Origin of the sequence: Vibrio vulnificus CMCP6 (assembly GCF_000039765.1) — a bacterium.
Classification (GTDB): domain Bacteria; phylum Pseudomonadota; class Gammaproteobacteria; order Enterobacterales; family Vibrionaceae; genus Vibrio; species Vibrio vulnificus_B.
On sequence record NC_004459.3, the window covers coordinates 298,816 to 315,880 of the forward strand.

General features: G+C 48.0%; 17 protein-coding genes and 1 pseudogene. 3 read left to right on the forward strand and 15 right to left on the reverse strand.

Annotated elements, in window-relative coordinates; translation table 11 throughout:
• Positions 1-678: 678 nt before the first annotated feature.
• The 4 genes from VV1_RS24890 to pomA form a co-directional block, all read right to left on the reverse strand.
• Positions 679-846: a hypothetical protein gene (locus VV1_RS24890; RefSeq protein ID WP_165386380.1), complete on the reverse strand. Its 168-nt coding sequence runs from the start codon at positions 844-846 to the stop codon at positions 679-681.
• Positions 847-1,014: 168 nt separating this feature from the next.
• Entirely contained in the window at positions 1,015-2,463 is a 1,449-nt protein-coding gene (gene thiI / locus VV1_RS01530) for a tRNA uracil 4-sulfurtransferase ThiI (protein ID WP_011078415.1), read from the reverse strand.
• Positions 2,464-2,607: 144 nt separating this feature from the next.
• The gene (locus VV1_RS01535; RefSeq protein WP_026130493.1) at positions 2,608-3,561 is read right to left on the reverse strand and encodes a flagellar motor protein MotB; all 954 of its coding nucleotides are present in this window, start codon (positions 3,559-3,561) and stop codon (positions 2,608-2,610) included.
• Between the two features lie 15 nt (positions 3,562-3,576).
• Entirely contained in the window at positions 3,577-4,338 is a 762-nt protein-coding gene (gene pomA / locus VV1_RS01540; protein WP_011078417.1) for a flagellar motor protein PomA, read from the reverse strand.
• Between the two features lie 367 nt (positions 4,339-4,705).
• Here pomA and xseB point away from each other — a divergent pair, with 367 nt between their 5' ends.
• The 3 genes from xseB to dxs are packed head-to-tail and all read left to right on the forward strand — an operon-like array spanning position 4,706 to position 7,739.
• Positions 4,706-4,948 (forward strand): exodeoxyribonuclease VII small subunit, encoded by a 243-nt coding sequence (gene xseB / locus VV1_RS01545; protein ID WP_011078418.1) that lies wholly within the window; start codon positions 4,706-4,708, stop codon positions 4,946-4,948.
• Between the two features lie 20 nt (positions 4,949-4,968).
• Positions 4,969-5,853: a (2E,6E)-farnesyl diphosphate synthase gene (ispA, locus tag VV1_RS01550; RefSeq protein WP_026050427.1), complete on the forward strand. Its 885-nt coding sequence runs from the start codon at positions 4,969-4,971 to the stop codon at positions 5,851-5,853.
• 20 nt (positions 5,854-5,873) lie between these two features.
• On the forward strand, positions 5,874-7,739 hold the full coding sequence (dxs, locus tag VV1_RS01555) for a 1-deoxy-D-xylulose-5-phosphate synthase (protein WP_011078420.1): 1,866 nt from the start codon (positions 5,874-5,876) through the stop codon (positions 7,737-7,739).
• Positions 7,740-7,807: 68 nt separating this feature from the next.
• Here the strand turns inward: dxs and pgpA are convergent, their stop codons facing one another.
• The 11 genes and pseudogenes from pgpA to crl all read right to left on the reverse strand — a co-directional run bounded on the left by pgpA (position 7,808) and on the right by crl (position 17,039).
• Positions 7,808-8,311, reverse strand: coding sequence for a phosphatidylglycerophosphatase A (gene pgpA, locus VV1_RS01560; protein ID WP_011078421.1), 504 nt, complete (start codon positions 8,309-8,311; stop codon positions 7,808-7,810).
• Between the two features lie 5 nt (positions 8,312-8,316).
• Positions 8,317-9,285, reverse strand: coding sequence for a thiamine-phosphate kinase (gene thiL, locus VV1_RS01565; protein WP_086016911.1), 969 nt, complete (start codon positions 9,283-9,285; stop codon positions 8,317-8,319).
• A gap of 66 nt (positions 9,286-9,351) precedes the next feature.
• Positions 9,352-9,819, reverse strand: a complete 468-nt coding sequence (gene nusB / locus VV1_RS01570) for a transcription antitermination factor NusB (protein ID WP_011078423.1) — start codon at positions 9,817-9,819, stop codon at positions 9,352-9,354.
• Entirely contained in the window at positions 9,819-10,289 is a 471-nt protein-coding gene (ribH, locus tag VV1_RS01575; RefSeq protein WP_011078424.1) for a 6,7-dimethyl-8-ribityllumazine synthase, read from the reverse strand. The genes nusB and ribH overlap by 1 nt, the downstream gene beginning before the upstream one ends.
• Positions 10,290-10,465: 176 nt before the next feature.
• Positions 10,466-11,575, reverse strand: coding sequence for a bifunctional 3,4-dihydroxy-2-butanone-4-phosphate synthase/GTP cyclohydrolase II (ribBA, locus tag VV1_RS01580; RefSeq protein ID WP_011078425.1), 1,110 nt, complete (start codon positions 11,573-11,575; stop codon positions 10,466-10,468).
• A gap of 97 nt (positions 11,576-11,672) precedes the next feature.
• Positions 11,673-12,329, reverse strand: a complete 657-nt coding sequence (locus VV1_RS01585; RefSeq protein ID WP_011078426.1) for a riboflavin synthase — start codon at positions 12,327-12,329, stop codon at positions 11,673-11,675.
• Position 12,330: 1 nt separating this feature from the next.
• On the reverse strand, positions 12,331-13,437 hold the full coding sequence (ribD, locus tag VV1_RS01590; protein ID WP_011078427.1) for a bifunctional diaminohydroxyphosphoribosylaminopyrimidine deaminase/5-amino-6-(5-phosphoribosylamino)uracil reductase RibD: 1,107 nt from the start codon (positions 13,435-13,437) through the stop codon (positions 12,331-12,333).
• A gap of 19 nt (positions 13,438-13,456) precedes the next feature.
• Complete coding sequence (nrdR, locus tag VV1_RS01595; protein WP_011078428.1) at positions 13,457-13,906, reverse strand: transcriptional regulator NrdR; 450 nt, start codon at positions 13,904-13,906, stop codon at positions 13,457-13,459.
• Positions 13,907-14,106: 200 nt separating this feature from the next.
• Positions 14,107-15,375: a glutamate-5-semialdehyde dehydrogenase gene (locus tag VV1_RS01600; protein WP_072610729.1), complete on the reverse strand. Its 1,269-nt coding sequence runs from the start codon at positions 15,373-15,375 to the stop codon at positions 14,107-14,109.
• Positions 15,376-15,387: 12 nt separating this feature from the next.
• Positions 15,388-16,526: pseudogene (gene proB, locus VV1_RS01605) on the reverse strand (glutamate 5-kinase).
• Positions 16,527-16,649: 123 nt separating this feature from the next.
• On the reverse strand, positions 16,650-17,039 hold the full coding sequence (crl, locus tag VV1_RS01610; RefSeq protein ID WP_011078431.1) for a sigma factor-binding protein Crl: 390 nt from the start codon (positions 17,037-17,039) through the stop codon (positions 16,650-16,652).
• Positions 17,040-17,065 lie beyond the last annotated feature (26 nt).

The following is a 17,065-nucleotide window of genomic DNA, read 5'->3' on the forward strand; positions in this document are numbered from 1 at the left end:
ACGGCTCTCTAACCATTAGTTTTTTTAATCTGAAACATTATAATTTGTCCATTGTAGAACAGCCAGATAAATTCTATATTTCACCCCGCAACGCTAGCCTGAACGGCTTGATTTCTTTGTAAATCAATTGGCTTAGTTGTTGCGATGTTGTGTTTGCAAACTCGTATTTCGAGTTAGGTAGATTTCTACCGTAGTGTTTTGTCCAACTCCCTGTGACAAAACCTATACTTCCTGTATTTATTTTTGACCTGTCTGTCAAATTTGTTACACCGCCTATTAGGCGGTGTTTTTTTATCTGCGAAATATGCTCACATCACAGTGATATACCCAAGTGACTTCAAGATGCAGGATTCAGAGCTTCATATTCTGGTTCAGTTCAAGGAAGAGAACGCAGCGGAATGACGAGTCCTTTCCAAGTTCTATGACACAGAAATGAGACAGAATATGCGCTCCCAAGGGCGAGTTTAACTGGCCTTCATACTGCGTTATCGATTCTCGATGTAGAGCGACTAGACCTTCAAATCGATGCCTTGTCTAAACGCCAGTTAACTCTCGCTGAAACTCGCATCTCGAGGTTACTTGGGTATAATTACCACCAGCGCCACGGCAAGAATCGCGACAAAATAGAGAGTCCAAAGCACGCTGTGTTTGAGTATTTCTTTTACCTCTCGTTGGGCTTTATTCATGCCTGCGTCTCCGCCACAGTGAAATGATGCCACTGAGGCCAACCAAAATCACAAAACACCCCATCGCCCACCAATTTCGTTTGGGCTGCCACCCCAATGCTTCGATCTCTTCTTCTGTTAAACTGATCTCTATTTGTTCAAGCCACTCTTCATCTTGCATGGTGCATCCCCGTTTACCCGTTCCGCCATAATGCTAATTCAAGCCTGTGTTCATAAAAATCAAAGAGAATTTAACCTAGGTTCAGATTTATAAAACCTTGGACGTGGGCAATAAAAAATCCGAATGCGAGCATTCGGATTTTTAGACATTAGGGTTAACACATCACCGCTATGGGCGATACACTTTAACGTTGTTAAAGCCTTGCTCTTGTAGGTAGAGAGCTTGCAAACGGCTCATCACACCGCGAGCACAGTAAAGCAGATACGTTTTCGACTGGTCTAAGTCACCAAATTGCGTGCTGAGCTTGTAAAACGGAATGTGTTTTACCTCAACACCATCGATCTCTAGCGGACTGTCGTCTTCTTCATCTGGGCTACGAATATCCAGCACCACAGCGTGCTCTTCAATCGCTTGAACTTGCTCTACTTCTGGCGCTGCTTGCGCCGACTCTTTCGCGATATCACGAATGTCCATTTGACGGGCATTGCGTACCACTTGTTCCAAGATATCGAAATTGAAGTTGGCTTCTTCCGCTTCGAGCTTCTCTTTGACTGCTTTCACGGTTGGCTTCTTCGAAATCACGCCACAGTATTCTGGCATGGTTTTGGCGAAATCTTCGGTGCCGATGTCACGTGCAACTTTAATGATCTCGTCTTTATCCCAGTTGATTAGAGGACGTAGAATCAAACGATCGGTCACCACATCAATGTGGCGTAAGTTGGTCAAAGTTTGGCTTGATACTTGGCCTAGGGCTTCACCAGTTACCAAAGCTTGAATATCAAACTTCTCGGCAACCATGCCAGCTGCACGCATGAACATACGTTTTAGCACAACGCCCATTTGACCGTCTTCAACCTTCTCTAAAATCTCCGCCACTACAGGCTCAAAATCAACAGAGATGAAGCGAACTTTGGCTGAAGAGCCGTATTTGTTCCACAAGAAGTGAGCCACTTGTTTTACGCCGATTTCATGCGCAGGGCCACCCAGATTGAAGAAACAGTAATGCACTTTAGAGCCACGCTTGATGTGCAGATAGCTCGAAACACCCGAATCAAAACCACCAGAGATCAGGCTCAGCAGATCTTCTTGCGTGCCCAGAGGGAAACCGCCAAGACCTTTGTGATGGGCCAAAATCTGGTTCAGTTTGTCATCCACCACTTCAATCTTGATGGTAATGTCTGGGTTGTGCAGTTTGACCGAGGCGCTCTCGACCGATTGATTTAAGCCACCACCGACGTAACGCTCCAGCTCAATTGAGGTAAAGTCATGCTTACCACGGCGCTTAGCACGCACCACAAAGGTTTTGTTTTCAATGCGCTCGCGGCTGAGCTCCAACACTTGCTCATAGATGTCGTGCAGATCTTTAAAGCCAGATTGCTTCACTTCCAACACTTGCTGAATGCCAGGTGTCGTCGTCAAGATTTCGAGCACTTGTTGGTAATATTGATGGCTGTTAGCCGACACTTCGATATGATCGCGACGGTTAAAGACAGCCACAGATTCAGTGCGATTCTGAATAATGATTCGGATGTTGCTCTCAAGAATCTTGGTAAAGCGCTTACGTACCGACTCACTCTTTACAAAAATTTCTGGATGGGGCTTTACAATAAATTTCATAGTTCAATTCGCAGTCTGTTGGCTATCAATTCACACCGCAGCTTGCACTAAGGTGTGGGACTTAGGGCGCAAGATTATACACGAATTATAACCATAAAAAAGACGAGCATTTCTGCTCATCTTTTATTCAACTGACGTACCCAATTACTGGTCTTGAGGAATGGCTGGAATTTCATCACTATACAAAGGCTCACCTTGCATAATGCTGATTTCCACTCGGCGGTTTCTTGCTCGGTTTTCTTCAGTATCGTTATCGACCAGAGGATCGGTATCAGCCATGCCTCGCACCCGTAGGCGCTGATGAGAAAATCCGCGCACTTTTTCCATCTCTTGCGCCACCGAAACGGCACGTTGCGCAGAGAGATCCCAGTTAGAACGATAAAGCTCCGAATCAAGACGCTGATTGTCCGTGTGGCCTGAAATCCGCACAATGCCAGGGACATCTTTCACCAACTCAGCAATTTGTCGCACTAGCGGGCGGAATTTCGGCTGCAAGAACGCAGAGCCTTCTGGGAAGGCGCCCTTCTCTCGCATGCGAATCACAATTTGCTGCCCCAAGTTTTCCACTTCAATCGCCCCTTGCTCTATTTCACGCTCAAGGGCCTTCTTGATGCTTTCCATCAGCGTTTCCATCTCTTTCGACATGGCTTCCGATTGCTGCTGTTGCTGTTGTTGTTCGGTATTTTGGTTGGTCTGGGTCGAGGTTTCAGGCGACTGCCCGCCCGTCATTTTGCCTTGGTCACGCTGAGTACCACCAGCACGATCCGACTCTCCCTCATGAAACTCTAAGGTTTGCTGGGTGATATCAATGGTTTGCTGCATGATCACGTCAATCGGTGTCGGCTCTGGACGCCCCGGACGAAATTCTTGAGCGATGATGCTGGTGCCTTTGGGGATGTCTTTCACCTCAAGGCGGTTTTGCACACCAAAGGCAAATTTCATTGAGCCTGCGATCTGTTTGAACTTCAGTACATCCATTTCCGAAAACGAAAGCAGCAGTACGAAGAAACACATCAACAGTGACATCAAGTCAGCGAAGGTACCCATCCACAGAGGTAATCCGGGAGGGGGACAATCACATTTGCTATCGTCATCCATCACATACTCCCGTGATTAATCGTTGATATCGAGGGCACGCTTGCTCTCGTTGAGGTAGTTTTTCAAATAGCTGTCGATAACACGTGGGTTCTGGCCATCTTGGATCGCCAACACGCCGTCCATGATCAAACGACGATTAAGGGTCTCTTGGTCGCGACGAAGCGCCAATTTATCCGCAATCGGGAAGAACACCATGTTCGACAAAATCGCACCGTAGAGTGTGGTCAAAAGCGCAACCGCCATCGCAGGGCCGATGGATTTGGGGTCATCCATGTTGGACAACATCGCCACCAGACCAACAAGGGTACCGATCATCCCCATCGCAGGCGCAACGTCACCAAACGCGCGAAACACGCCCGTTCCTTGCGTGTGACGTTCATCGGTCAGAGCAATGTCTTTCTGTAGTGCTGCACGCACCACATCGGCGTCGTGGCCATCCACCAACAAATCAATGCCTTTTTGCATGAAGCTGTTGGAGATCTCCATCTCTTCCAAGGCCAAGAAACCGCCTTTACGTGCCGCGTCCGCCATTTCGACAATTTTCGCAATCAAATCTTCTGGTTCATCGGCTTTGAACATGAAGGCTTTGCCCGCAATCTTCGCCGCGCCAAAAAATTGCCCCATCGTAAACTTCATCAATACAACGAAGATTGAACCACCGACAACGATGAGGATTGAGGTTACATCGACGAACATCATGATGCTGCCGCCAAGAATCATCGCCATCACGACGAAAGCAAGGCCACCTATCAAACCTAAAAGGGTTGCTAAATCCACAAAGCACTCCTCATGCTATTTTCCGATTTACCGCAATATAAAGAGATTATTTTCTTTATCGACAATGAGTAACGATCTTTTAGAAAAAACTTGGCCAACAAGTCACAATTTTGCCGCAAAGCGTCAAAATAAAGCCGTTACCCTTGATTATTTCGATGAGGCGGCAAAGTGCCGGGCATCATCTCGAGGCTTTTTACAAGTTATAGCAAGTTTACTGCCATTTTAACGCTCACGGGCAACCTTTTTGTTAGCGAGTCAATATTCTCCTCCTTATTAACCTCATTTTCAGATAAATTTGCCCGCTTAAATTTGACCAAGTCAGCGTGCTAAGGTAACTTGCGGGCATTCTTTTAAAGGCAGAATAGATATGGCAACCAAGAAACCAGAAAACATGTCCTTCGAAGCAACCATCGAAGAATTGGACAATTTGGTGGATCAACTGGAAAACGGTGATCTGGCTTTAGATGACGCTCTTAAGAAATTTGAGCGTGGGATCGCATTAGCCAGAGCCAGCCAAGCTAAACTAACAGAAGCAGAACAAAGAGTTAGCATTTTACTGAGCGACAGTGATGATGCTCCTCTCAGCGATTTCTCCACCTTGGCAGAGTAATGTTTTAAATGGATAACTCTATGATTGACGTCCTTGCGTCTTTTCAGCAGCGTAACAACCAACAACTCAATCTTTGGCTCGATAAACTGCCACACCAAAATCAAGCGCTGATCCAAGCGATGCGCTATGGATTAGTGTTAGGTGGAAAACGTGCTCGCCCATTTTTGGTGTATGCCACCGGTGAGATGCTTGGTTGCAGCCAAGAGCAGCTCGACACACCTGCGTCAGCGATTGAGTGTATCCATGCTTACTCTCTTATCCATGATGATCTGCCAGCCATGGATGATGATGAACTGCGCCGTGGCCAACCGACCTGCCATGTTAAATTTGACGAAGCCACCGCCATTTTAACCGGTGATGCTTTACAAACGCTCGCATTCACCATTCTCGCTGAAGGTACATTGTCTGCTGATGGAGAAACACAACGTGTTGCCATGATCCAAGCATTGGCGCAAGCCTCTGGAGCGCAAGGCATGTGCATTGGTCAGGCGTTGGATTTGGCTGCGGAAAACCGCGCAGTCACGCTGGAAGAGTTAGAAGAGATTCACCGTAACAAAACCGGCGCTTTGATCCGTTGTGCGGTACGCTTAGGTGCCTTAGCAGCAGGCGAAAAAGGTTTGGCGATTTTGCCTCAGTTGGAGAAGTACTCCACGGCGATTGGGTTAGCATTTCAGGTGCAAGATGACATTTTGGATATCATTAGCGATACCGAAACGCTCGGGAAGCCACAAGGTTCTGACCAAGAACTCAACAAGAGTACCTACCCATCGCTGCTGGGTTTAGAAGGCGCAATGGAGAAAGCTCACACTCTGTTACATGAAGCACTTCAAGCTTTGGAAGCAATCCCATACAATACCCAACACTTAGAAGAGTTCGCCCGATACGTCGTCGAGCGCAAGAACTAACACAATAAGCGCGCATACCTATGACTCTTGATATTTCAAAGTACCCGACACTGGCACTAGCAGAAACACCCGATGAGCTGCGTCTCTTACCAAAAGAGACGTTGCCAACACTGTGCGATGAATTACGCACTTACTTACTGAACTCCGTCAGTCAATCAAGCGGTCACCTAGCCTCTGGTCTTGGCACCGTTGAGCTTACGGTTGCCCTTCACTACGTTTACAACACGCCTTTTGATCAACTGATTTGGGATGTCGGCCATCAAGCGTACCCACACAAAATCCTGACTGGTCGTCGTGAACAAATGCCGACTATCCGTCAAAAAGGCGGCTTACACCCTTTTCCATGGCGTGAAGAAAGTGAGTACGACACCCTGTCTGTGGGCCACTCTTCGACCTCGATCAGTGCAGCACTTGGTATGGCCATCTGCGCAGAAAAAGAAGGCCAAAACCGCAAAGTCGTTAGTGTAATTGGTGATGGCGCGATCACGGCAGGCATGGCGTTTGAAGCAATGAACCATGCTGGCGATGTACACAGCGATATGCTCGTGATCCTCAATGACAACGAAATGTCGATTTCCGAAAACGTGGGCGCGCTTAACAACCATCTTGCTCGTGTCCTTTCTGGCAATCTTTATACCTCCATCCGTGAAGGTGGCAAGAAAGTGCTCTCTGGCGTGCCGCCGATTAAAGAGCTGGTTCGTCGTACCGAAGAGCATCTTAAAGGCATGGTGGTTCCGGGCACCCTTTTCGAAGAACTGGGTTTCAACTACATTGGCCCGATTGATGGCCACGATGTGGTGGAGCTGGTCAAAACCCTGAAGAACATGCGCGAGCTAAAAGGCCCGCAGTTCTTACATATCATGACCAAGAAAGGCAAAGGTTATGAGCCTGCCGAAAAAGATCCGATTGGCTATCACGGTGTGCCAAAGTTCGATCCTGCCCATAATAGCCTGCCGAAAAGCAGTGGTGGTAAGCCAAGTTTTTCCAATATTTTTGGCGATTTCCTTTGTGACATGGCCGCGCAAGATCCAAAACTAATGGCGATCACTCCAGCCATGCGTGAAGGCTCCGGCATGGTGCGTTTCTCTAAAGAATACCCAGAGCAATATTTCGATGTGGCGATTGCAGAGCAGCACGCAGTGACACTGGCTACCGGGATGGCCATTGGCGGCTACAACCCGATTGTGGCGATTTACTCGACGTTCTTGCAACGCGGCTATGACCAACTGATCCACGATGTGGCAATCATGAACCTGCCTGTGATGTTCGCGATTGACCGCGCTGGTTTGGTGGGCGCAGATGGTCAAACTCACCAAGGCGCGTTCGATTTAAGCTACATGCGCTGTATTCCAAACATGGTGATCATGGCGCCAAGCGATGAGAACGAATGCCGCCAAATGCTCTATACCGGCCACAAACATCAAGGACCGAGCGCGGTGCGTTACCCTCGTGGCAATGGCATGGGCACGCCTATCGAATCTGAATTTACCGCGCTTGAGATTGGTAAAGGCCGCTTGGTTCGCCAAGGCGAAAAGGTAGCCATTCTGAGTTTCGGCACCTTTTTAGCCAATGCGCTTGAAGCGGCAGAGGCATTGAATGCGACCGTTGCAGACATGCGTTTTGTTAAACCTCTTGATGAAGCACTTCTTCGTCAATTGGCCAACGAGCATGATGTGCTCATCACGATTGAAGAAAACGCCATTGCCGGTGGTGCGGGTGCGGGCGTGATCGAGTTTATGATGCAAGAAAAGATCATGAAACCAGTCTTGAACCTTGGTCTACCAGATAAGTTCATTCATCAAGGTACTCAAGAAGAGTTGCATGAAGAACTCGGCTTAGATGCCAAAGGCATTGAACAAGCGATTCGCCACTATCTTGCAAAATAAAGTAAAGACGAACAGACACAAAAAAGGGATTGGCAAAGCCAATCCCTTTTGTTTATGCCTTATCTGGCTTATAGCCAACCAGCAAAATACCCTAGCACATAGAGAGAAATGGCAGACATCACCCCTGCGACAATGTCATCCAGCATTATGCCTAACCCACCATGCACACGCTTATCCAACCAGCCAATCGGCCAAGGTTTGACCATATCGAAGAAGCGGAACAATACGAACCCTGCGCCTACCCATTTCAACTCAGAAATGGGAATTTGCAACGCAGGCATGATGGTCATGGTGATCCAAAAGCCAGCAAACTCATCCCAGACAATCGAGCCGTGATCGTGCACACCCATGTCATCTGACGTCACCTGGCAAATTTTAATACCGACTAAACAAGCAGCGAGAACAATCACCAAATAGACAGGAAGAGGCAATGGAGCGAAAACCAAAAACAGAGGAATGGATGCCAACGTCCCCATGGTGCCAGGGATAATCGGCGATAAGCCACTGCCAAACCCCGTTGCCAATAAATGCCAAGGATTATTTAAAGAAATTTTATCAAGTGGATTGTTCATGGTGATTACGCCTTAAAGTGGTCAAAGCCACTCAAATCCCAGTTTAATTTTGTGCCATCATCATGGAGTTCAAAAAAACCATGTGGACGAATTTGCCCGATACACGTCACTTTGCAACCAACGTGTGCCAAGGCACTTTCGATTGTTCCTCTTGCCTCTTCGGGCACGGTAAAACAAAGCTCGTATTCTTCGCCGCTGGTCAGCGCATATTGAAGTGCCATTTCGCGCTCGGTCAAAAAAGAGAGCAGTTCAGATGAAATCGGCAGCTTAGAGACATCCAGGCTAACACCAACCTGAGAGCGGTTTAAGATGTGCCCTAAATCCGCAATTAAGCCATCGGAGATATCGATCGCCGCCGAGGCTAATCCGACCAACGCTTGCCCTGCTAAAATCCGCGGCATACTCATATAGTGCGCTTTTTCTAGCGCTTGTGCGGCTGGGCGAGTACGCAAGTTGCTATCGAGAATCACATCCAATCCCGCCTTTGCATCGCCTAGCGTCCCCGTAACAAACACATAGTCGCCCGGTTTGGCACCACTGCGCGTGATCGCTTTCCCTTCAGGGACAAACCCTTGCACCGTCATGGTCAAACTCAGTGGACCTTTCGTCGTGTCACCACCAATGAGCTGTATGCCGAAGTAATCCGCCAGCTTAAAAAAACCATCACAAAAGGGAGCCAACCAGGCTTCGTCGGCTAGCGGCATAGTCAGAGCAAATGAGACCCACGCAGGTGTTGCCCCCATGGCCGCCAAATCGCTGATGTTCGATGCTAGCGCCTTATGCGCCACCCAAGCGGGATCGGCATCGGCTAAGAAATGAGTGCCACATACTAGGGTATCGGTGCTAATGGCAATTTGCACGTTGCTTGGTGGCTTAACTAGCGCGCAGTCGTCTCCAGCGGCTAGGTGTACATCTTTACGTTGTGCCTGACGGCCAACGAAGTATTTTTCAATCAGATTAAACTCGCCTGACATCAAAATCCTTTCCTTTGTTATAAAAAAGGCCAGCATTGTGCTGACCTTTTCGTTATTCAGTGACGCTTATTTTTTGCGTACGTGCGGTGCGGCTTTATCAAGCACACCGTTGACAAACTTGTGGCTGTCTTCAGCGGCAAAAACTTTAGCCAGTTCAATCGCTTCGTTAATCACAACTTTGTAAGGTACGTCTTCACGGCGAGTCATTTCGTACATCGCCAAACGTAACAACGCCAGTTCCATCATATCCAAATCTTGCATTGGACGAGAAACGTAAGGGCGAATCTTACTATCCAGTTCGGTGTGGCTTAGAACAACACCGGTCAACAAGTCGCGGAAGTATGCTACGTCAGTCTCCGGAGCTGCTAGTGCAGGCTCAGCAGCACGATGCTCTTCTTCATCATACTTTTCGCCAGCCAAAAACTGAGCTTCGATAGTGGCAACATTTTCTTTAGTAATTTGCCATGAATAGATTGCTTGTAAAGCGAATTGACGTGCGTTACGACGTGCGGCTGGTTTCACACTGGCCCCCATTAGGAATCAATTTCAGAAAGAACGTTTATCATCTCAAGTGCGCTCAGTGCAGCTTCTGCACCTTTGTTACCAGCCTTGGTTCCTGCGCGTTCAATAGCTTGATCGATAGTATCAACGGTCAATACGCCAAATGCCACTGGAATACTAAATTCAAGAGACACTTGTGCTAGACCTTTATTCATTTCACTACAAACATAGTCGAAGTGTGGTGTACCACCACGGATCACTGAGCCAAGAGATACAATCGCGTCGAACTTACCTGTTTTTGCTACGCGCTGAGCCACTAGAGGTAGTTCAACAGCACCAGGACAACGTACAACGGTGATGTTGTCTTCACTGACTTGACCGTGACGCTTCAAAGTGTCGATGGCACCAGACAATAGACTTTCGTTAATAAAACTGTTGAAACGAGAAATAACGATAGCAATTTTTGCGTTTGGCGCAGGGAAGCCACCCTCGATCACTTTCATAAGCCTTCCTTTAACTATGTTCATCAAGTGAGAATCGCCGGATTCTAGCACAATTTTGTGAGCAATATCTAATGGTATTTCGCCACGAAATACTGCCTTACAGCGAAGAGATAAGTCGAATTAGGGGAGAAAAATAAACGCAGAGTTATTTTCGCTGCGTTTATTTAGAAGTGGTGTTATTCACACACATACTCAACAACATTCAAACCAAAACCGCCAAGGGCATGGTATTTCTTGTTGCTGGAAGAAAGTAGACGCATGTCGTGCACACCTAAGTCTGCAAGAATTTGCGAGCCGACACCAACACGACGTGAAGTGCCCTGCTTCTTAGCCAATTTAGGCGCCTCTTCTTTGTCTTGAGCTTCAAACATTTTGACGCGATGGATCAGCAGCTCAGGCGACTCTTCATTCCCTAGAATCACCAAAACGCCCCCTTCTTGGCCAATACGCTTCATCGCTTTATCAAGCGTCCAACTGCGCTCAGCATTGCGATCGCTGCGCAGTAAATCGGTAAAGGTGTCTTGTAAGTGAACACGAACCAGTGGTGTTTGATCACCCATCGTACCTTTACGCAAAGCAAAGTGAATTTGATTATCAATGGTGTCGCGGTAGGTCACGAGATCAAACTCACCAAACTCAGTGGGTAGCTTGCACTCAGCAACGCGCTCAATCGTGGTTTCCGTGTTGTTTCGATACTCAATCAAATCGGCAATGGTGCCAAGTTTGAGACCATGCTGCTCAGCAAACACTTCCAAATCAGGGCGGCGCGCCATGGTGCCATCGTCATTCAGAATTTCAACGATAACAGAGGCTGGTTCGAAACCCGCCAAACGAGCAAGGTCGCAGCCCGCCTCAGTATGCCCCGCGCGAGTCAACACGCCACCATCTTGCGCGGCTAATGGGAAAATGTGCCCCGGTTGCACCAAGTCTGCCGCTTTAGCTTCTTTTGCGACTGCCGCTTGCACGGTACGAGCACGATCCGCTGCTGAAATACCGGTTGTCACGCCTTCCGCCGCTTCAATGGAAACGGTGAAGTTGGTAGTGTATTGCGCGTTGTTATCTTGCACCATTGGTGGTAATCCAAGACGCTGGCAACGCTCTTTGGTCATAGTCAAACAGATCAAACCGCGACCATATTTGGCCATAAAATTGATGGCTTCTGGCGTAATGTGCTCCGCCGCCATAATCAAATCACCTTCGTTTTCGCGGTCTTCATCGTCCATTAAGATGACCATTTTGCCCAAACGAATGTCTTCAATGATCTCTTGGGGTGTACTGATTGGCATAGCGATATTTCCTGTCAATTTAAGCGCTAAAACGCTGATAGACACTAGTCTGATTCATCGTTACCGAGTGTCAACCTGTGGGCTAACATTCTGTGAACTAAGCAAAACCATTCTGTTGCAAGAATTCCATGGTGATGCGGGACTCGTCATTGGATTGTGCTTGTTGACCAAGTAGCAAACGTTCCATGTAACGAGCAAGAACATCCACTTCCAAGTTAACTTTGCGCCCCACTTGGAAATCATTAATCGTGGTTTCGTCCCCCGTATGAGGAACGATGGTGAGTTTAAACGCATTCTTGCGTAGATCATTCACGGTCAAACTGATCCCATCAACGGTGATTGAGCCTTTTTCCGCAACGTATTTACTCAAGCTCTCAGGCATTGCGACCCAAAACTCGATAGCACGACCAACCTGATTACGCTCAACAATTTCACCAACGCCATCCACATGGCCAGAAACAATATGCCCGCCAAAACGGGTGGTAGGCAGCATCGCTTTCTCGAGATTGACCTTGTCACCCACTTGATAATTGGCAAAGCCCGTTTTCTTTAAAGACTCTAACGAGAGATCGGCACTGTAATGACGGTCTGAAAAATCAATCACCGTCAGGCAAACACCATTCGTGGCAATACTGTCGCCCAACTTAACGTCCGACATATCGAGCTTGCCTGTGTTAACCGTTACGGTAATGTCTTCCCCTCTTGGGGTAATCGCAGCCAAGGTTCCAACTGCTTCGATAATTCCTGTGAACATATCAACTTTCTTTTGCTTTGATGTGTGCAATGATGCGGATATCCGGCCCAACCATTCGCACATCTTTAATGTCTAAATCGATCACTTGCGACATGGCTTGCAAACCCAGCGCACCCATCAATCCACGTCCATCGCTGCCCATCAGTTTTGGGGCAAGGTAAACAATCAGTTCGTCCACCAACTGGTGTTTTATCAGTCCAGCGGCCAGCGTTGCTCCCGCTTCAACCCAAAGATGGTTAATTAACTGCGTTTGACTCAGTTGCGCGAACAGTTGCGGCAAATCGATCTGTCCGTGCTCATCCAAAGGTGCAGGGAGATCGCCTTTGGGACCAACAATGAGTCGCTCACCCTCGGTTTGGTAAAGTTTTAGCTCCGGCGAAAGCTCGGCTTGTCTGTCTAACACAACACGAGTGGGCTGACGCAGCTGCTCTTGCGGTAAAGCGCGTTGCACAGATGAAGGTAACTCGGACCAACGAACATTAAGAGACGCATTGTCAGCGAGCACCGTTTTACTGGTGGACAAAATCGCCCCTGATTGCGCCCGAAAACGTTGCACATCTCGGCGAGCTTGTGGAGAGGTGATCCACTGACTCTTGCCATTGGCTAAAGCCGTTTGACCATCGAGGGACGCGGCCATTTTGAGTTGAACAAACGGCATGCCCATTTTCATTCGCTTAATAAAAGCAGGATTCAGTGCTTCTGCTTCTGCTTGAAGTAGGCCCACCGATACCTCGATCCCTGCCTCTCGCAACATGGCAAAACCTCTCCCCGCGACTTGGGGGTTTGGGTCTTCCATTGCACACACCACTCGGCTTACCCCAGCTTTAATTAAGCCTTCCGCACACGGGGGCGTTCGACCATAGTGTGAACAAGGCTCTAGCGTGACATAAGCGGTCGCACCTTTGGCTTTGTCACCAGCCATGCGCATCGCGTGCACTTCCGCATGAGGCTCGCCAGCGCGAAAGTGAAAACCTTCTCCGACAATTTCGCCGTCGCGCAGTAAGACACAACCAACATTAGGATTAGGTGCGGTGGTATAGAGGCCGCGTTTCGCCAAAGCAATGGCGCGCAGCATCATTTGTCTATCGATTGCAGTAAATTCCGACATGGTGAACCGTTACCTTGCGTTAATCTTCCAATCTGGCGATTTCCTCACCAAATTCACGAATATCTTCAAAACTACGGTATACGGAAGCAAAGCGAATATAGGCCACTTTGTCTAAATCTTTGAGCTGTTCCATCACCAAGTTGCCGATCATTTTGCTCGGCACTTCACGCTCGCCAGTGGCACGTAATTTGGATTTGATCATGCTGATCGCCAATTCAATTGCATCGGCACTGACAGGACGTTTCTCTAAAGCACGCTGAATACCACCAACCATCTTGTCTTCATTGAACGGCTCACGGTTGCCATTGGATTTGATCACCTTTGGCATTAACAACTCCGCGGTTTCAAACGTGGTAAAACGTTCGTTACAGGCGAGGCACTGACGACGGCGACGTACTTGATGACCATCGGCCACCAAACGCGAATCAATTACTTTGGTGTCATTTTCTGAACAGAAAGGACAATGCATATCACCTCCCAATGATGCATAGATCCATCTGCACGCTATTGCGAATATCCGTGGTAATACAGCGCATCACGGCGGCAAAGCAGGTGCAGAACTTGCGGCTAGTTTAGCGGAATTGCTAGGCCGAATAAAACAAAAAGGGGCGTGATGCCCCTTTTTCAAAACGGTTTAGACCGGATATGTTAACTCAAACTCGATTACGCTTACGCGCGTGAAAGGTAATTCGCCTTGCCAACCCATTTGTAACTGGTTAACTCTTCTAATCCCATTGGACCACGTGCGTGCAATTTCTGAGTAGACACCGCCACTTCTGCGCCCAAACCAAATTGTGCGCCATCGGTAAAGCGTGTCGATGCGTTGACATACACCGCCGCAGAGCCCGCCGAGTTGATAAACAACTCAGCATTTTGCAGATGGTTCGTCATGATGGCATCAGAGTGACTCGCGTTATGTTCACGCATGTGGTCGATCGCTTCTTGCACATCCGCAACCACTTTAACTCCCAGCGTGTAACTCAACCATTCGGTATCAAAATCACCATCACTCGCATCACGCACCTGTTCAGCTTTAGTCATGTACGCTTTGGCTTTTGGCTCAACAACAAAAGTCACTTTGCCATTGAGTTTTGCCACCAGCATCGGAAGAAACTGCTCTGCGATACGCTCATGAACAAGTAAGGTATCCAGCGCATTACAAGCGGAAGGACGCTGAGCTTTTGCATTCTCCACCACATCCACGCTTTTCGCGAGATCAGCCGTTTCATCAACAAAAATATGGCTGATACCGAAACCACCAATGATCACAGGGATGGTGCTGTTCTCTTTACACATTTTGTGCAGCCCCGCGCCACCACGAGGGATGATCATGTCAACGTAATCGTCCAGTTTCAGCAATTGAGTGACCAGCTCACGATCCGGTTTTTCAATGTACTGCACCGATGCCGCTGGCAAGCCAGCTTTCGCTAACGCCGATTGAATCACCTTCACCAACTCCATGTTGGAGAAGAAGGTTTCTTTTCCGCCACGTAGGATGCTCGCATTGCCGGTTTTTAGGCACAATGCCGCGATGTCGATAGTGACATTTGGGCGCGCTTCGTAAATCACACCAACCACGCCAAGCGGCACACGACGGCGTGACAGCTGCATGCCATTTTCCAACACTTTACTGTCGATTTCGCTACCGACCGGATCCGTTAGGCTGATCACGTTACGTACATCGTTGGCGATGCCATTCAAGCGAGATTCATTCAAAAGTAAACGATCCAGCATCGCTTCGCTCAAACCCGCTTGTCGACCGAGTTCGATATCTTTGCTGTTTGCCGCCAAAATATCCGCCGCATTCGCTTCAAGTTCATCCGCAATGATGGCCAATGCTTTGTTCTTTTGCGCCGTAGAAGCGGTGGCAAGCTGAAAAGCAGCATCTTTTGCCGCTTTGCCTAATGTGATTAAATCCACTTTGTTGTCCTCTTTGATTCTGGTGAGCGACTATTCTTGAATGACAACCATGTCGTCACGGTGAATCACTTCTGAACCATAGTCATAGCCCAGAATCGAAATAATGTCTTTGCTGTGCTTACCGGCAATTTTCGCCATATCTTGGTTGGAATAACTCGCAATACCTCGCGCAACCAAATGGCCTTGTGCATCCGTTACACGGACCACTTCACCACGAGAAAACTCGCCAAGTACTTTGGTCACCCCTTTCGCCAACAAACTGCTGCTTTTTCGACCACGGCTTTCACCGCACCTTGGTCAATCACAATATCACCAGAGGCCGCAGGGCCAGCGAGAATCCAACGCTTGCGGTTTTCCAACGCCTCTTCACAAGGCAAGAAACGGGTTCCTTGAGGGGCTGGGCTCAACGCATCAAAAATGACATTTTGACCACGGCCTGCCGCAATGATGACTTCAATGCCAGCACGACGCGCAATGTCCGCAGCTTGGAGCTTTGTTGCCATCCCACCAGTACCTAATGTTGTACCGCTGCCACCAGCAATTTTACGCAAAGTATCGTCAATGACTTTAACTTCTTTGATCAGCTCAGCATTGGGATCTTTACGCGGATCGGCGGTATACAAGCCTTTTTGGTCTGTCAGCAACAGTAGTTTATCAGCACCACATAAAATGCCCACCAACGCAGAGAGGTTGTCGTTGTCACCCACTTTGATTTCGCTCGTGGCGACGGCGTCATTTTCATTAACGACAGGGATAATGCCGTTATCCACTAACGCGTTAATCGTATCTCGAGCATTGAGAAAACGTTCGCGATCTTCGAGATCCGCTCGAGTGAGCAACATTTGGCCAATTTTGATGCCATACAGTGCAAATAACGATTCCCAAGTTTGAATCAACTGACTTTGCCCAACCGCAGCAAGCAACTGTTTGCTTGCCATCGCATTGGGCAGCGCGGGGTAACCTAAGTGCTCACGTCCAGCGGCAATCGCGCCTGACGAGACGACCACCACAGAGTGGCCTTGTTTTTTTAACTCTGCACATTGGCGCGCAAGCTCAACCATATGAGCGCGATCTAACGCTAATGTACCACCGGTCAATACACTGGTTCCAAGCTTCACAACAATAGTTTTTGGTTGAGAAGCTGCGACGCTTTGTTGATTCGTTGTCATGATGTCTTCTGAAATGAAACACAAAAATAGAGAAGATGTTTTAACAATCAAATGAAGAATTCACAAGCAGAAAAGGTGCGAAAATCGCACCTTTTTGATTTAGGTAGTTCCAAGAGGATGAAATCAGACAAATTCCACAGACTGCTCGTGATACGCCACGCTTAGCTGAAAATTTTCTTCCAAGGTTTTGACTAATTTGAGGTGAAAACAGTTCTGGGTTTTGTTCACTTCTTCAAGTGCATTTTTAGGAATAGCCAAATCGAGCCAGTTCCCTTCAACATCATATTTTCCAATATGATAGTTTGCTGTAAAGCCTCCCTCAGTCGCTTCCAGCTCCATCCACCAGCCCCAAAACTCGCGCAACTCTGGTGATTTTCGATCATCAATACAAACAGACAAGCAATCAAAGTAGTAAAGCCCTTCCTTAGATTGAGGGTCTCTCAAGTAAGGCCCCATCGCTCGCAATTTTGCCAATAAACGATTGTGGGTAGGGTTGTTCGTCACTTCTGACATGTGAATCTCCATTTTCTTCAATGTTA

Excerpts from the sequence above, each read along its gene's own strand:
- dxs (WP_011078420.1), top strand. The coding sequence starts at position 5,874 with ATGACTCTTGATATTTCAAAGTACCCGACACTGGCACTAGCAGAAACA.
- crl (WP_011078431.1), bottom strand. The coding sequence starts at position 17,039 with ATGTCAGAAGTGACGAACAACCCTACCCACAATCGTTTATTGGCAAAA.
- thiI (WP_011078415.1), bottom strand. The coding sequence starts at position 2,463 with ATGAAATTTATTGTAAAGCCCCATCCAGAAATTTTTGTAAAGAGTGAG.
- pgpA (WP_011078421.1), bottom strand. The coding sequence starts at position 8,311 with ATGAACAATCCACTTGATAAAATTTCTTTAAATAATCCTTGGCATTTA.
- nusB (WP_011078423.1), bottom strand. The coding sequence starts at position 9,819 with ATGGGGGCCAGTGTGAAACCAGCCGCACGTCGTAACGCACGTCAATTC.
- xseB (WP_011078418.1), top strand. The coding sequence starts at position 4,706 with ATGGCAACCAAGAAACCAGAAAACATGTCCTTCGAAGCAACCATCGAA.
- thiL (WP_086016911.1), bottom strand. The coding sequence starts at position 9,285 with ATGTCAGGCGAGTTTAATCTGATTGAAAAATACTTCGTTGGCCGTCAG.
- VV1_RS01535 (WP_026130493.1), bottom strand. The coding sequence starts at position 3,561 with ATGGATGACGATAGCAAATGTGATTGTCCCCCTCCCGGATTACCTCTG.
- ribD (WP_011078427.1), bottom strand. The coding sequence starts at position 13,437 with ATGTCGGAATTTACTGCAATCGATAGACAAATGATGCTGCGCGCCATT.
- ispA (WP_026050427.1), top strand. The coding sequence starts at position 4,969 with ATGATTGACGTCCTTGCGTCTTTTCAGCAGCGTAACAACCAACAACTC.
- nrdR (WP_011078428.1), bottom strand. The coding sequence starts at position 13,906 with ATGCATTGTCCTTTCTGTTCAGAAAATGACACCAAAGTAATTGATTCG.
- ribH (WP_011078424.1), bottom strand. The coding sequence starts at position 10,289 with ATGAAAGTGATCGAGGGTGGCTTCCCTGCGCCAAACGCAAAAATTGCT.
- VV1_RS24890 (WP_165386380.1), bottom strand. The coding sequence starts at position 846 with ATGCAAGATGAAGAGTGGCTTGAACAAATAGAGATCAGTTTAACAGAA.
- ribBA (WP_011078425.1), bottom strand. The coding sequence starts at position 11,575 with ATGCCAATCAGTACACCCCAAGAGATCATTGAAGACATTCGTTTGGGC.
- VV1_RS01585 (WP_011078426.1), bottom strand. The coding sequence starts at position 12,329 with ATGTTCACAGGAATTATCGAAGCAGTTGGAACCTTGGCTGCGATTACC.